The 15270-nt window shown below is 68.4% G+C and carries 16 protein-coding genes; 9 read left to right on the top strand and 7 right to left on the bottom strand.

The window, feature by feature from the left end:
- The 3 genes from NF20_RS17780 to NF20_RS17790 form a co-directional block, all read right to left on the bottom strand.
- Window positions 1–1176: an acyl-CoA dehydrogenase family protein gene (locus NF20_RS17780; protein ID WP_019732670.1), complete on the bottom strand. Its 1176-nt coding sequence runs from the start codon at window positions 1174–1176 to the stop codon at window positions 1–3.
- Window positions 1160–2158: an acyl-CoA dehydrogenase family protein gene (locus NF20_RS17785; protein WP_019732669.1), complete on the bottom strand. Its 999-nt coding sequence runs from the start codon at window positions 2156–2158 to the stop codon at window positions 1160–1162. The genes NF20_RS17780 and NF20_RS17785 overlap by 17 nt, the downstream gene beginning before the upstream one ends.
- Window positions 2159–2279: 121 nt before the next feature.
- A complete protein-coding gene (locus NF20_RS17790) occupies window positions 2280–2897 on the bottom strand; it encodes a nitroreductase family protein (protein WP_003877272.1) in 618 nt (205 codons plus the stop codon).
- Window positions 2898–3140: 243 nt separating this feature from the next.
- Between NF20_RS17790 and NF20_RS17795 the strand changes: the two genes are divergently transcribed.
- The 6 genes from NF20_RS17795 (at window position 3141) to NF20_RS17820 (ending at window position 8221) form a co-directional block, all read left to right on the top strand.
- A complete protein-coding gene (locus tag NF20_RS17795; RefSeq protein ID WP_023866499.1) occupies window positions 3141–3527 on the top strand; it encodes a carboxymuconolactone decarboxylase family protein in 387 nt (128 codons plus the stop codon).
- Window positions 3524–4417 (top strand): NAD(P)-dependent oxidoreductase, encoded by an 894-nt coding sequence (locus tag NF20_RS17800; RefSeq protein WP_019732667.1) that lies wholly within the window; start codon window positions 3524–3526, stop codon window positions 4415–4417. Before NF20_RS17795 ends, NF20_RS17800 begins: the two co-directional genes overlap by 4 nt.
- A gap of 236 nt (window positions 4418–4653) precedes the next feature.
- Entirely contained in the window at window positions 4654–5745 is a 1092-nt protein-coding gene (locus NF20_RS17805) for an amidohydrolase family protein (RefSeq protein ID WP_019732666.1), read from the top strand.
- A gap of 36 nt (window positions 5746–5781) precedes the next feature.
- Window positions 5782–6924 (top strand): amidohydrolase family protein, encoded by a 1143-nt coding sequence (locus NF20_RS17810; RefSeq protein ID WP_003872994.1) that lies wholly within the window; start codon window positions 5782–5784, stop codon window positions 6922–6924.
- 1 nt (window position 6925) lies between these two features.
- On the top strand, window positions 6926–7339 hold the full coding sequence (locus NF20_RS17815; RefSeq protein WP_003872995.1) for a Rieske (2Fe-2S) protein: 414 nt from the start codon (window positions 6926–6928) through the stop codon (window positions 7337–7339).
- Between the two features lie 15 nt (window positions 7340–7354).
- Entirely contained in the window at window positions 7355–8221 is an 867-nt protein-coding gene (locus tag NF20_RS17820) for an alpha/beta fold hydrolase (protein ID WP_010948952.1), read from the top strand.
- Between the two features lie 5 nt (window positions 8222–8226).
- Here the strand turns inward: NF20_RS17820 and NF20_RS17825 are convergent, their stop codons facing one another.
- Entirely contained in the window at window positions 8227–8700 is a 474-nt protein-coding gene (locus NF20_RS17825) for a hypothetical protein (protein WP_003872997.1), read from the bottom strand.
- A 36-nt stretch (window positions 8701–8736) separates the two neighbouring features.
- Here NF20_RS17825 and NF20_RS17830 point away from each other — a divergent pair, with 36 nt between their 5' ends.
- Together NF20_RS17830 and NF20_RS17835 are read left to right on the top strand one after the other, a co-directional pair.
- A complete protein-coding gene (locus NF20_RS17830; RefSeq protein ID WP_033713122.1) occupies window positions 8737–10047 on the top strand; it encodes an NADH-ubiquinone oxidoreductase-F iron-sulfur binding region domain-containing protein in 1311 nt (436 codons plus the stop codon).
- The gene (locus NF20_RS17835) at window positions 10044–10340 is read left to right on the top strand and encodes a ferredoxin (protein ID WP_019733961.1); all 297 of its coding nucleotides are present in this window, start codon (window positions 10044–10046) and stop codon (window positions 10338–10340) included. Before NF20_RS17830 ends, NF20_RS17835 begins: the two co-directional genes overlap by 4 nt.
- Before the next feature lie 3 nt (window positions 10341–10343).
- Here NF20_RS17835 and NF20_RS17840 read toward each other — a convergent pair whose 3' ends face one another.
- Genes NF20_RS17840 through NF20_RS17850 form a run of 3 tightly spaced genes read right to left on the bottom strand, consistent with a single transcriptional unit; the run spans window position 10344 to window position 13060 of the window.
- Entirely contained in the window at window positions 10344–11300 is a 957-nt protein-coding gene (locus tag NF20_RS17840) for an LLM class F420-dependent oxidoreductase (RefSeq protein WP_019733960.1), read from the bottom strand.
- A 12-nt stretch (window positions 11301–11312) separates the two neighbouring features.
- On the bottom strand, window positions 11313–12056 hold the full coding sequence (locus NF20_RS17845) for a hypothetical protein (protein WP_019733959.1): 744 nt from the start codon (window positions 12054–12056) through the stop codon (window positions 11313–11315).
- Window positions 12057–12067: 11 nt separating this feature from the next.
- Window positions 12068–13060, bottom strand: a complete 993-nt coding sequence (locus tag NF20_RS17850; protein WP_019733958.1) for an NAD-dependent epimerase/dehydratase family protein — start codon at window positions 13058–13060, stop codon at window positions 12068–12070.
- A gap of 541 nt (window positions 13061–13601) precedes the next feature.
- Between NF20_RS17850 and NF20_RS17855 the strand changes: the two genes are divergently transcribed.
- A complete protein-coding gene (locus NF20_RS17855; RefSeq protein ID WP_033713120.1) occupies window positions 13602–15254 on the top strand; it encodes a thiolase C-terminal domain-containing protein in 1653 nt (550 codons plus the stop codon).
- The last annotated feature ends 16 nt before the right edge of the window (window positions 15255–15270 follow it).

Here is a 15270-nt window from a genome sequence, read left to right on the forward strand (position 1 = left end):
CTAACCGCGCGGCAGGCCGAGCACCCGCTGGGCGATGATGTTGCGCTGGATCTCCGAGGTGCCCCCGGCGATGGTCCCGGAGAAGCTGCGCGCGTAGCGCTCGAACCAGCTGGCGAAGTAGTGGTCGAGGTTCATGTGCGCGTACGGCCCGGTCTGCCCGGGGTGCACGAGTCCGTCGGCGCCCGCGGAGGTGAGCGCCAGTTCCATGGCGCGCAGCTCGGCTTCCGAACCGAGCAGCTTGAGCACCGAGATGGCGGCGACGTCGTCTTCGCCGCGGGCGGCGCGGGCCAGCGCCGCCGAGCCGAGCAGCCGCAGCGCCTGTCTGTCCATGATCGTGCTGGCGTACTGGTCGCGCTCCACCTCGGTGCCGGGCTGGAAGTCGGCGAGCATGTTCTCCAGGCGGTCCGCGAACCCCAGCCACATCATGGTGCGCTCGTGACCCAGCGAACCGTTGGCCACCAGCCACCCTTGGTTGAGTTCACCGACCAGGTTCTCGGCCGGCACCCGCACGTCGGTGAAGAACACCTCGTTGAAGTCCTTGTCGTCGATCGAACAGATCGACGGGAACGGCCGACGGACCAGGCCCGGGGTGTCGGTGGGGATCACCAGGGCGCTGATTCCCTTGTGCTTGGGCGCATCTGGATCGGTTCGCACGAAGGTCAGCAGGACGTCGGCGTCATGCGCCCCGGAGGTCCACACCTTTTGCCCGTTGACCACGAAGTGGTCGCCGTCCAGCACCGCGCGGGTGCGCAGCGAGGCGAGATCCGAACCGGCGCTAGGCTCGCTCATGCCCAGCGACGCGGTGATCTCGGCGCGCAGGATCGGCACCGCCCAGCGCTGCTTTTGTTCGTCGCTGCCGAACGACAACAGCGACGCCGCAACGATATTCACGCCCTGCGGGTTGAAGCTGTGGTAGATCCGGCGGCGGCTGAGTTCCTCGAGATAGACGAACTGTTGCAGCACCGTGGCGTTGCGGCCGCCGTACTCCGGCGGCTGGCTGGGCAGCAGCCAGCCGTTGTCGAAGAGCAGCCGTTGCCAGCGGCGCGCCCACTGGGGCATGTGCGAGACCGATCGCGGACGTTCCAGGGTTTCGCTTGCCGGGGGCAGGTTTTCGTCCAGGAACGCCGCGAACTCGGCGCGGAACGCCTCGACGTCGGGATCAAAAGTCAGCTGCACGGTATTCCTCTGCGATCCGCGCCCGGTGCTCCGCCGCGCCGCCCAGCATCAGCTCACCCGCCTTGGCCCGCTTGAGCGCGAACTGCAGGTCGTTCTCCCAGGTGAATCCCATGGCGCCGTGCAGCTGCAGGCCGTGCCGGAAGGCCAGCGACTGGCACTCCCCCGCCGACGCCTTGGCCATTGCGGCGGCCAGCCGGCGCCGGGGATCATCGGCCGCGATCGTCAGCGCGGCGAAATAGGCCAGCGCGCGGGCCCGTTGCACGGCGACGTGCATGTCGGCGGCCTTGTGCTGCACGGCCTGGAACGAGCCGATCGGCACGCCGAACTGCTGACGGCTTTTGACGTGCTCGAGCACCAGATCGAGGATGCGCTGGCAGGCGCCGACCATGGTGATCGCCATGCCGGTCAGCGCCACATGGTGTGCGCGCTCGGGATCGACGCTCAGCCGGGCGCTGTCGGGCACCCGCACCTCGGCGAACGACAGGTCGGCCACGTGCAGCACCGGGTCGAACACCGCCGTGCGCCTTGCCGACACCTGATTGGCCGCCGTGATGAACACCCCGGCGTCGGTCACCACCGCGAGGCGGTCGACGCGGTCGCCGTCGAGCACGTGGCGCGCGGTGCCGTCCAACACCCAACCGTCGGCGTCCCGGTAGGCGCAGACCCCGCCGTATACGGCGGTCCCGGACTGGTGCGGATCGAAGTGCTCGCCCACCAGCGGCGCGAACTGGCTCATCGTCGCCAGGAAGGGTGTGGGGTCGGTGGCGTGGCCCAGCTCTTCGAGAACGATGGCCAGCTCGACGGTGCTCTCCGGGTCGTTGAGCTCCGTCCAGCCCTGGTCCACGTAGGACTTCCACAGCGGGCTGGGGTCGACGCCCTCCTCGGCCACGCTGCGCACCAGCGACGGCGGGCATTGCTTGGTGACGGCATCGCGCACCGTGCTCTGCCACAGCCGCTGATCAGCATCGAATTCCAACAGCATCGGCGCCGCCTCTCGTCGTGACCGTCCCGGCGAGAATAACATTCTCGGTTGCGGAAGTAATAATCTCGGAATCCGGGCATGGACTCACGCGACGGCGGTGGCGGGCCGGAATTCCCGTGCGTTAGAGGCCGCTGAGCAGGCCGTCGGCCGGGGCGTCCCAGCGGTCGAGGTTCACGAACTCGGCGAGCGGACGGCGGCGCAGCGGCCCGTGCTTGCCCTTGGGCCAGCCGACGACGATGTGACCGGCGATCATCCAGCCCTCGGGCACCCCGACGGCCTCACGCAGCAGTTGTTCCCCGCCATAGGACGCCCAGCTGGTCAGGCAGGCGCCGAGCCCCTGGGCGCGGGCGGCGAGCAGGAAGTTCTGCATGGCCGGGAAGATGGACCCGCCGAGCAGCAGCTCCGAGGCCGTCGGGTAGTGCGCCTGGGCGAACAGCACGGAGGTGAATTCGCCTGCGCGGTCGTGTAATTCGTAGGTGGCCCGGTAGGTGCGGGCGCGACGGCTGTGGTCGTCGGGGGCGGGTCGGCTCATTCCGTAGACCGGCTCGATCACTTCCAGCGCCTGGGCCGCGGCTTTGGCCACCACCGCCCGTTGTTCGGGAGAGCGCAGCACCACGAACCGCCAGCCCTGCGCGTTGGCGCCGGAGGGCGCCCACCTGGCGGCTCCGAGGCAGCGCGCCAGCGTCGCATCGTCCACCGGCTCGTCGGTGAAGCGCCGGATGGTGCGGGCGGTCGACATCACTTCCCAGACGTCAGCGGTTGCTTGAGCCACTGCCTCTCCTCACCTTTCCCCGGTCATCCGAAAACGTATTACCGTCCCTCACAAGCCAATTGGCCGTCAATGCGGCCCGGCAGTCCGCCACCGCGGACGGGGACGGTCCGTTTGACCCTCGACTGTAGACCTGCGGACCCGGGGCACGGTGTAAGACTGCGCTCAGGCAATCGGAGCCTCAGCGAAGGACCTCAGCGAAGGAGAAGTGCATTGGATCGCGAAAGATACGAGCGGGGGTTGCGAATTCGCTCCGACGTTCTGGGCGAGCAGTACGTCAACCGGGCGTTGGCCGACGCGGACGAGTTCACCCGGCCCCTGCAAGATCTCGTCACCGAATACTGCTGGGGTGCCGTGTGGGGCCGCGAGGAGCTGCCCCGCAAGACCCGCAGCATGCTCAACCTGGCGATGATCGCGGTGCTCAACCGGCCCCACGAATTGCGGATGCACATCACGGCGGCCCTGACCAACGGTGTGACCCGCGAGGAGATCCGCGAGGTGTTCCTGCAGGTGGCCATCTACGCCGGTGTGCCGGCGGCGGTTGACAGCTTCCGCATCGCCCGCGAGGCGTTCGCCGAACTCGATCGGGAGAACTCATGACGATCGGCTTCATCGGGCTGGGAAACATGGGGTTTCCCATGGCATCTCGGCTCATTCGCGAACAGCACGACGTCGTCGCCTTCGACAGCCGCCGCGAGGCCCTCGAACGCCTCGTCGCCGCCGGGGCGCGCCCCGCCTCGTCGCCAAAAGAGGTGGCCGACGGCGCCGAAACGGTGCTGGCCAGCCTTCCCACCCCGGGCGCGTCACTCGAGGTGGCCACCGGCACCGCGGGCGTGATCGACGGCGCGCGGGTGAAGCGCTATGTCGACCTGTCCACCGTCGGCAGCCGGACGGCGATGCGGATCCACGACCTGCTGGCGCGGCGGAACATCGTGGCCCTCGACAGCCCGGTCAGCGGCGGCGTCGGCGGCGCCGAGCAGGGCACGCTGGCGCTCATGGTGTCCGGCCCGCGCGGCGAATTCGACGTCATACGAACCACACTCGAAGCCCTGGGCCGACCCTTCTACGTCGGCGACAAACCGGGCGCGGCGCAGACGATGAAGCTGGCCAACAACATCCTGGCCGCCAACGTCTTGGCCGCCACGGCCGAGGTCGTCGTGATGGGGGTCAAAGCCGGGCTGGACCCCGCCGTGATGATCGAGGTGCTCAACGCCGGATCCGGCGCGACGAGCGCCAGCCGCGACAAGTTCCCCCGCGCGATCCTGCCGCGCAGCTTCGACTACGGCTTTGCCACCGGCCTGATGGTCAAGGATGTGCGCCTCTATCTCGACGAGGCGAGCGCGCTCGGCGTGCCCGCCGAGGTGGCCGAGACGATCGCGCGGCTGTGGGAGACCACGGCGCGCGAGGAAGGGCCGGAGGCCGATTTCACGACGGTGATCAAACCGCTGGAGCGGGCCGCCGGCGTCACGGTGGGCCGGTCCGCGCGGTAACCGCGACGGCTCGGCCGGCGGCGACGCACCGTTACTAATCCGTGCGAGAATGTTATTATCCTAATTGAAGAACCCAAGTGGCCCAGCCAGCCGATAAATGCCCTCTCACCAGGGAAGATGATTAGACGAAATGCTTACCGGAAACCCATTGATGCGGCGCCGACGAGAATGTTAGATTGCCTATCAGATGATCTTGCCCGGCTCGCTTCGGCTGCCGGAGCCGAAGGGTGGCTCTCGTGATCGAACACGCTGACGGAACACGTACGCCCGTCATCGATGCCAGCGTGCACATCTTCTTCCCGTCCAACAAGGACCTGCGTTCCTTCCTGCGCGAGCCGTTCAAGAGCCGCGGTTTCCCCGACTACGAAATGGACTGGTACGGCGCGCCGGGCAGCGAGTACGCGCCCAACACCGACGGGCCCGACGGCCAGTACCCCGGTTCCGACCCGGAATTCGTTGCCCACGAACTGTTTTCGAAACGCGGCGTCGACGTCGCCGTGCTGCATCCGATGGGGCGCGGCATCATGCCGGACCGGCATCTGGGCAGCGCGCTGCACGCCGCGCACAACGAGATGATGGTGTCGCGCTGGCTGGACTCACCGGAATTCGGCGAGAAGTTCCGCGGCACCATCCGGGTCAACCCCGACGACATCGCCGGCGCGCTGCGCGAGCTGGAGAGATGGCGGTCCCACCCGCGCGTCGTGCAGCTCGGCATCCCGCTGCAGTCGCGGGAACTGTACGGCAAACCGCAGTTCTGGCCGCTCTGGGAGGCCGCCGCCGACGCCAACCTGCCGGTGGCCGTGCACATCGAGACCGGAGAGGGCATCGGGTTTCCGCCCACCCCGTCCGGGCACACCCAGACCTACGAGCAGTACGTCAGCTTCATGGCGCTGAACTACCTGTACCACCTGATGAACATGATCGCCGAGGGTGTGTTCGAGCGGTTCCCCGCACTGAAATTCGTGTGGGCCGACGGCGCCGCCGACTTCCTGACGCCGTTCATGTGGCGGATGGACACCTTCGGCCGGCCGCACCTCGAGCAGACGCCGTGGGCTCCGCGCATTCCCAGCGATTACATCCCCGGGCACGTGTATTTCGTCCAGGGCAGCCTGGACGGGCCCGGCGACGCCGACTTCGCGGCGGAGTGGTTCGGCTTCACCGGCAAGGAAGACATGGTGATGTTCGGCTCCAGCTATCCGCACTGGCAGTGCGCCGACGTGCACAAGCTGCCCCCGGCGCTGTCCGCCGAGCAGCGCGAGAAGCTGTGCTGGCGCACCGCGGCGGATCTGTACGGGATCGACATTTCTGTCGACCTGGCCGCGAGCTAGTCGCAGAATAGGGAAAGGGATACGGAGGAGGTCGCCATGACGCTCACCCACATGCAGGAGCGGGTCCCCGCCGCCGAACGCATCGCCGTCCGGTGCGTGGACTCAGATGTGCACCCGGTGCCCAAGCGGGGCGAGATCACCCCGTACATCCCCGAGCGGTGGCGCAAATTCTTCTTCGAACACCGAGTCGGCGAACTCATCTACTACGACGCCCCCGACTATGCGCACGCCTTCGCGATGCGCACCGACACCTTCCCGCCGGACGGCGAGTTCCCCGGCAGCGACCCGGACATGGCCTTCCGCCAGCTGATCATGGAGGCGGGCTCCGATATCGCCATCCTCGAGCCCGCCGGGCGCACCCCGCGGATCGGCGAGGCGCACCAGGCGTACTGCAGCGCGCTCAACGACTGGCAGGCCAACCACTGGCTGGACAGCCGCAACAACTGGCACGAACGCTGGCGCGGCTCGATCTGCGCCGCCATCGAGGACCCCGAGGGCGCCGTCGAGCAGATCGAGAAGTGGGCCGGCCATCCCTACATGGCGCAGATCCTCATCAAGGCCGAACCGCGGCCGTCCTGGGGACACCCCAAGTACGACCCCATCTGGGCCGCGGCCACCAAGCACGACATCGTGGTCAGCTGCCACCTGTCGCGCAGCAATTACGAGATGCTGCCGACGCCTCCGGTCGGATTCCCCAGCTACAACCACGATTTCATGGTCACCTACTCGCTGCTGGCCGCCAACCAGGTGATGAGCCTGATCTTCGACGGGGTGTTCGACCGGTTCCCGACCCTGCGGATCGTGTTCGTCGAGCACGCGTTCACCTGGATCCTGCCGCTGATGTGGCGGATGGACGCGATCTACGAGGCCCGCAAGTCGCGGGTGGAGATCAAGCGCAAGCCAAGCGAATACGTCAAGGACCACATCAAATTCACCACCCAGCCGCTGGACTACCCCGAGGACAAGACCGAGCTGACCCGGGCGCTGGAATGGATGGAGTGCGACAAGATCCTGCTCTACTCCTCGGACTACCCGCACTGGACGTTCGACGACCCGCGCTGGCTGGTCAAGCACCTTCCCAAGGCGGCCCGCGACGCGGTGATGTACAAGAACGGCATCGCGACCTATCACCTGCCCGAGACGGTGCCGGTGCTCGAGGGTCAGGTCCGGGTGCTCTGAATTGGCATCCGAAACCGAGGGGGCCCAGACCAAGCGGCCCGAACCCCGACTCGCCCAGGGCCGCGAGCACGTCGTCGCCACGGTAGACGAAATCCCGCCGGGCACACACAAACTGGTGCCGATCGGTCGCCACGGCGTCGGCGTGTACAACGTCAACGGAACCTTTTACGCGATCGCGAACTACTGCCCACACCAGGGCGGCCCGCTGTGTTCGGGGCGGCCCCGGGGGCGCACCATCGTCGACGAGACCGCGCCCGGTGACTCGGTCATGGTGCGCGACCTGGAGTACATCTACTGCCCTTGGCACCAATGGGGTTTCGAGCTGGCGACCGGAACCACCGCGGTCAAGCCGGAGTGGAGTATCCGCACCTACCCGGTGCGGGTCGTCGGCAACGACGTCGTGGTGCAGGCCTAGCTACAGGAGAATCGGGTGCCTTCTATCGAGGTCAACGGCGGGAATGTGGTCTACGAAATCCTCGGTGACTCAGGTGATCTCATCGCGCTGACGCCGGGCGGACGGTTCAGCATGCAGATCCCCGGCCTGCGGCCGCTCGCCGATGCGCTGGTCGCCGGCGGCTATCGGGTGCTGCTGTGGGACCGGCCCAATTGCGGCGCTTCCGATGTGCAGTTCTACGGGCAAAGCGAATCGCACATGCGCGCCGAAACGCTGCACAAGCTGGTGACCGGGCTGGGCTTCGAGCGCTGCATCCTGGCCGGAGGCTCCGGTGGGGCAAGGGATTCCATGCTGACCACGATGCTCTACCCCGAGATGGTGACCAAACTTGTGGTGTGGAACATCGTCGGCGGCATCTACGGCACCTTTGTGCTCGGCTCCTTCTACATCATCCCCAGCATCCTCGCGGTGCGGGGCACCGGGATGGACGGCGTGATCAAGGTGCAGGAATGGCGCGAACGCATCGAGGAGAACCCGGCCAACAAGCAGCGGTTCCTCGATTTCGACTCCGGCGAGTTCCTCAAGGTGATGCTGCGCTGGCTCAACGCGTTCGTGTCCAAGCCGGGCCAGACCATCCCGGGCGTCGAGGACGAGATGTTCGACCGAATCACGGTGCCCACCTTGATCATTCGCGGCGGCGAGAACGACATGGATCACCCGAAACGGACGTCGCTGGAAGTCAGCTGCCTGATCAAGGGGTCCAAACTCATCGATCCGCCCTGGCCAGAGGACGCATGGGAGCGCGCGTCCGAGGACCGCGCCGCGGGCCGGGTGCAGCACTTCAACATGTTCGACACCTGGGTGCAGGCCGCACCCGCGATCCTGGAATTTTTGGGGTCGTGATGGCTTTACCGAGTGCGGATGTGGACTTCGCAGTTCAGCGACGCTTCCAGGGCGGTGTGGATGCGGCTTTCCGGAATCCGCTCCAGGTCCTGCTCGCGCAGCGTCACGTAGACGATGTCGAATCCCTCGTCCCCGGCGGTCCTTTCGATGTCCCCGGTGAGCCCGAACCCCGACAGCACCCCGTGCGCGTCGTCGTCGGTTCCCCGGCTGATGAAGGTGACCACCCCCGGCACCGGAGTGGACTGAAACGCTTTGGCGCACAGGGTGACAGCTACGTCCCTGGCCGCATCGCCGTGGTCGGCGGCGATGAGCAACTCCACCTCGCGGCGGCTCGCCGGCATGGCGGCCAGGTCGTTGTCGACGACGTCGGCGCCCGCCGCGCGCGCGAGCCCGAGGAGCGCTGCCATGCCGTCGCGTAGTTGTGCAGCCGTGCACTCACTCTTCGGGTCGACATTGACGCGCACCACCGCAGTTCGCATGTGCGCAAGCCTAACTAACACCTTGGCAGGCCAGCCGTGAACACCACACAGTCCACCACCGTCGTCACCGCAATCGCGCCGGGCTGCCGGCCGCGGTTGCTGACCGGACAGCCCGGGCGTGAAGACCTCGCCGCGTACCGCGGGCTCGGCGGCTATCGCCCGCTCGCTGCCGGCGAGCAGTTGCTCAGCGAGGTCGAGGCCAGTGGCCTGGTCGGACGCGGCGGCGCGGCGTTCCCGCTCGGGGTGAAGTTGCGCACCGTCCGCGACAACGGCCGCGCGGCGGCCGGGGCCGGCGGCACCGTCGTCGTCGCGAATGGCGAAGAGGGAGAACCGGCTTCGATCAAGGACCGTTGGCTGCTGCGCAACCGCCCGCACCTGGTGCTGGACGGGCTGCGGCTGGCGGCCGCGGTGGTCGGCGCCGAGCGTGGCTACGTGTACGTGTCCGACCCGGAAGCCGCGCACAGCGTCGAATCCGCGCTGGGCGAGCTGGATCCCGACACGCTCGGCGGTGTGACGGTCACGCTGTCGACGGTGCCGGCCGGATACGTGGCCGGCGAGGAGACCGCCGCCGTCCGCGCGCTCAACGGCGGTCCGGCCAAGCCGACCGACAAGCCGCCGCGTCCCTTCGAGGCCGGCGTCGGCGACCGGCCCACTCTGGTGAGCAATGTGGAAACCCTGGCCAACGTGCCCTTCCTGCAGTCCCACGGCGCATCCGCGTTCCGCGCGCAAGGCACCCCCCTGTCGCCGGGCACCTTCCTGGCCACCATCAGCGGGGCCGGCCGGCCACCGGTCCTCTACGAGCTCGCCCACGGCACGCCGTTCACCGAACTCCTTGCCCTGCATGGTGTCTCGGCCGACGCAGTGCGCGGCGCGTTGATGGGCGGCTACTTCGCCGGCCTACTGAATCGCTCCGTGCTGCAGACCACGCTGGACCACGAGACGATGCGGCGCTTCGGCAGTGGACTGGGCTGCGGTGCGATCTCGGTCCTCACCGACGACTGCCCCGTCGCGGTCGCGGCGTCGGTGCTGGCCTACTTCGATCGCGAAAACGCCGGCCAGTGCGGGTCGTGCTTCAACGGGACGGCGGCGATGGCCGCCGCCGGCGGTGCGCTGCGCGACGGCGCCGCGACGACCGAAGACGTCGACCGGTTACGGCGCTGGTCGGTGCTGCTGCGGGGCCGCGGCGCCTGCGCGACGCTGGACGCCGCCACCAATGTGGCCGCCAGCCTGCTCGACCAGTTCCCGGACGACGTCACGGCCCATCTCGACGGGTCGTGCCCGGACTGCACCCGCGGCGCGTTCCGCGCCGACCGTCCCTACCAGGCGGAAGTTGCGAGGCAGGCATGAGAATCCGGTTGGACCGCACCGTGTGCGACGGCTTCGGCATCTGCGCCAAGCACGCGCCGGGATACTTCTCGCTGGACGACTGGGGGTACGCGTCGCTGATCGGCGACGGCACGGTGGCCGAGGCGGATCGCGACGCGGTGATGCGCGCCCTGCTGGACTGCCCGGTGCACGCCATCGCCGAGGTCGGTGAGCGCACCGCCCCTTCCCACCGCCCACCGCTGGCCGAGGCGACGGATCCGGCCGAGCACCTGAAAACCGAAGAGAACGAAGCAGAGTGGGGCTTCACCCGCTGAGCCTCACAACGCCGGGCACACCGCCGACAGGAACTCGTGAGTGCGGCGCCGCGATTCGGCCCGCTCGCGCGCGTCGTTGCCCAGCGGCACGATCCGCGCCGCCAGGTCGGTAGCGCCCGCGTCGCGGTACCGCCGCAACCTGCGCAGCACGGCCGACTCGTCGCCGGCCGCCATGGTGTCGCCGACGTCTTCGGCGTCGCCGTGCTGCAGCAGCCGGACGTAATTCGGGGAGAACTCCGCGTGACCGAGCATCTCGCCGGCATAGGCTCGCGCATCGTCGATCTCGCTGTTCGAGCAGACTGCGACCGGAACCCCGGCGACGACTCGAGGCGCCGGCCGTCCGGCACCGCCGGCCGCCGCGGTGATCCGCGGCACCACATGCTCGCCGATCGCCCGCTCGTCGGCCATCCACAGTATGGTGCCGTCGGCGCGCTCGCCCGCCAGTTGCAGCATCGTCGGCCCCAGCGCCGACAACAGGATCGAGACACCGAATGAATCCGTGACGTCGACCGGCGAATGCACGCAATAACTTTCGTTGTCGACGTCGACGCTGCCCGGTCCGGCGAACGCCGCGCCGAGCACCTCCAGGTAGTTCCTCGTCAGGCGTGCCGGACGTTCATAGGGCAGTCCCAGTTGGCCGTTGACGATCCAGTGATGCGAGGGCCCGATGCCCAGCGTGAACCGCCCGCCGCAGGCGACCTGGGTGGTCAATGCCTGCTGCGCCAGGGCCATCGGGTGGCGGGTCTGGATCGGGACCACCGCCGTTCCGATCTCGATGCGCTCGGTGGCCTGCCCGATCAGCGCCACCGCGGTGAGCGCGTCGAGGTAGCCGGGCACCTGGGGCATCCAGAACGCGGTGAAACCGCCGCGTTCGGCGGCGGCCGCGTCGTCGACCAGCCCGGCCAGCCGCTCAGCACGCGAGCGCTCCTTGTCGGAGCCGACCATCAATCCGATTCGCACGCCGCCCCCCGGCTACGGGACATAGCGATCCCATTCGTAGGGCACCACCGCGAAAAACGGTGCGGCAAACAGGGGTTCGACGCCCGCGTCGGCCCAGCGCGCGGTCAGCGCCGGCCGCATCCGCCGGGCGGTCGCGACCGGGTCGTCGTCGACAAAGCAGTAGGTGATCGACTGGGCTTCTTGCGCGTTGCCGGAATCGGCGAAGATCCGCCGGGACGAGGCGGACCACGCCCCGGCGACGCCGTCGACCTCGACCAGCGGATCGACCGGCGCCGATCCCCGCTCGACCAGAAGCACCGCGCCGCGCACCGGCAGCCAGGGCAGCACATCGGCTCCGACCTTGACCCGCGGCGCGGCCACCTTGCGCCCCACGTCGTACACGCCGCGCTGCACCGGGGGCAGCAACGGGACCTTGCGGCCGGCGTCGCCCAGCGCGGTGGACAGTTCGTTGAAGCCGCGCAGCCCGGACGCGTCGGTGAAGAAGTACGTCATCACGTGATCGACCGCGTCCAGCGGCCCGTCGCCGACCGCGCGCGCCGCCCGGCAGGCTGGCGTGGACACCAGGCGCAGCGAGGCCCGCACCGCGGCCAGGCGATGCTGCTCCGGGCGGTGGTCAAGGGTGTGCCAGCGCAGGTAGTCGGCGTCGTTCCCGTCGGGATGGCGAGTCGCCATCGAGACGAACAATGTGGTGATCTCCCCCCGCCCGGTCGCGAGGACCTCGGCGACTTCGTCGGATGGCCTTCCGGAAAGTTGCATCGCAGCAGTCCTCAGGATGTTGCCGGATCGGCTTGGCGCAGTGTGATTTCCGGGTGACGGGCCTCGATCATGCGCCGAAATCCGTCGCGCCAGGGCACTTTCGTCCGGCCCAGCACTGCATGCATCCGGGTGACATCGGGCCACAGCGGCGTGTGCGCCCGCTCGGTGTACTCGAATCTCGGCTCCACACCGATCAATTGGCCCATGAATGTGCAGTACTCCTCCACGCTGACCGTTTCGCTTCCCGCCCAGTTCACCACGACCGGTGGCGTGGCGGCCACCTCCATGGCGCGGATGCCCAGCTCCACGTAGTCGTCTTCATAGATCGGGTTGTAGTTGTTCGGCTTGTCCGGGTGCAACCGAATGGGCTTGCCCGCCAGCATCGCTTCCAGACGATCGGCGGGCGCACCGCCCTGCGGCCCGTAGGTGGAACAGATCCGGATGATGGTCAGCGGAATCTGAAAATGCCGGGCGACCCAGGTGCACACCGCTTCGGCCGCCACCTTGGAGATGCTGTAGTTGGCCCGCAGCGGCACCCCCGGCGGGTCGGATTCGGTCAGCGGCCGGCGCCCCTGATAGGCGTACACCGAGCCGGTGGAGCAGAACACGAAACCCTTGGCGGCGCGGCAGTGGTAGAGCAGCTCGCCCGACCGCTGCGCGTTGGTTTCGAGGCAGCGGTTCCAGTCACCCGCGCCGGTGTCCACCGCGGCGTGCAAGACGTAGCTGAAATCCTCAGGGAGACCGGAGAAGTCGCCCGCGCCGACGTCCAGCGCGACAGGTTTGACACCGGCGGCGACGAGTTTCTCGCGGGCCGCGGGGTCTTTCAGCCGGGCCACGCCCCACACCTCGTTGCCGGCCGCGGCCAGGGCGCGCGCGATCGGAAAGGCGATCTTGCCCGTCGCCCCGGTGATCAGAATCTTCTCCGCCTCGAGCAACGGACCTCCCAATGTGAAGTACTTGATATCGCGGTTGGAGCATAACCCCGGCGCGACACGAAACGCCATGACAGCGCTCGGTGGTCGTGGCGTCGGCGAAACGAACCTGGTCGTCGCGGTGGCACCGGAATAAGCTGAGATTCCCAACGTCGTCGGGACGGCCCCACGGGAGGCCCACCATGAGATGGTTTGTCCGTCGTTCGAGGGTTGTCGTTGCGGTCGCGTTCATCGGTATGGCGGTAGCGGCGACAGCGACGCCGGGAGTCAGCTCCGCGGAGTGCGATCGCAACATGTCGTGGAATCGGACGACGGGTGAGTGCAGGGTGCCACCGGCGCCGCCGGACTGGTACCGGCCCCCGCCGCCATACGCGCCGTCGTTTGCCGGGCAGGACGTGCCGCCCCCGCCGCCGCGGCCCTGGTGGTCACCCAACGAACCCATGTGGAGTGTGCGCTTTCACCAATGGGGCACCTATATCGGCGGTGCCTGGGTGCCATTTTGATCCGGCACCTCGGTGCCGTCTTGACGGTGTCATTCAGCGCGTCCGCAAGTAGTGATAACGTGATTCTCCGAATCGTATAACGGTCCTACCGTGCTACTCGCGGAGGTGACGTGTCAGCATCCGGACGCCCACTGCCCCTGGTCACCGAGGAGAACGAGTTCTTCTGGACGTCGGGCGCCGACGGAAAGCTGCGCCTGCAGGAATGCCGGAGCTGCGCATCGCTGATCCACCCGCCCGCGCCGGTGTGCCGGTACTGCCGGTCCCGCGACATCGGGGTGCGGGCCGTCTCGGGCAGGGCGACGCTGGCCGGATTCACCGTCAACCACCGCTTCAGCCTGCCGGGAATGCCGGCGCCGTACGTGATCGCGCAGGTGGCGATCGCGGAGGACCCGCGGGTCCGGCTGACCACCAACATCGTGGAGTGCGATCCCGACCGGCTCGAGCTCGGCCAGGCCGTCGAGGTCCTCTTCGAACAGGCCGACGACGTGTGGTTCCCCCTGTTTCGGCCTAGCGCGGATGGTGAGCCGGGCCCGTTGCCGGCCGACGAAATCGCCCCCGAGCGGTACGGCGACCACGTCCGGCCCATGCTCACCACCGACAAGTTCGAGGACAAGGTCGCCCTCACCGGGATCGGCATGTCGCCGATCGGGCGCCGGTTGATGCAGCTGCCGCTGGCGCTGACCGTGCAGGCCTGCGAGGCGGCCATCGCCGACGCCGGCCTGACGTACGCCGACATCGACGGCCTGTCCACCTATCCCGGCGCGATCAATGTCGCCGGGATGGGCGAGGGCGGCGTCACCGCCCTGGAGGCCGCGCTGGGCATCCGGCCGACGTGGCACAACGGCGCCATGGAGACGTTCGGGCCCGGCGGCTCGGTGATCGCCGCAATGCTTGCTGTCGCAGGCGGTTTGGCGCGCCACGTGTTGTGCTTCCGCACGCTGTGGGAGGCCACCCACGCCGAGCTGATGAAGCAGGGCAAGATCGCCCCGTCGATGGGCCGGATGCAAGGCTGGCAGATGCCGTTCGGCGCCACCTCGGCGGCGCACACCCTGGCGATGAACGCCCAGCGGCACTTTCACCGCTACGGCACCACCAAGGAGACGCTGGGCTGGATCGCGTTGAACCAGCGGGCCAACGCCGAGCTCAACCCGACCGCGATCTACCGCTCGCCGATGACCATGGAGGACTACCTGGGCGCGCGGCCCATCACCACGCCCTTCGGCCTCTACGACTGCGACGTGCCCTGCGACGGCGCGATCGCCGTCATCGTCTCGGCCGTCGACGCCGCCCGCGATCTGGCCAAGCCGCCGGTGCTGGTGGAGGCGGTGGGCACCCAGATCATCGAGCGAACCGATTGGGACCAAAGCACTCTCACCCACGAGCCGCAGGTGTTGGGCCAGGCGGCACACGTGTGGACGCGCACATCGCTGCGCCCGTCGGACGTCGATGTGGCCGAGTTGTACGACGGGTTCTCGTTCAACTGCCTGTCCTGGATCGAGGCGCTGCGATTCTGCGGAATCGGTGAGGCGAAGGAGTTTTTGGACGGCGGCAAGAACATCGCCCGCGACGGCCAGCTACCGCTCAACACGCACGGCGGTCAGCTTTCGCACGGCCGCACCCACGGCATGGGCCTGCTGCACGAAGCCATCACCCAGCTGCGCGGCGAGGCGGGCGACCGCCAAGTCGCCGACGCCCGCGTCGGCGTCGTCAGCAGCGGCGGCCTGACCCCGAGCGGCGTGATCCTGCTGCGGGCCGACCGGTGAACGGCGCCGCGCCGCG

The organism is Mycobacterium sp. MAC_080597_8934, assembly GCF_000523975.1.
GTDB lineage: Bacteria > Actinomycetota > Actinomycetes > Mycobacteriales > Mycobacteriaceae > Mycobacterium > Mycobacterium avium.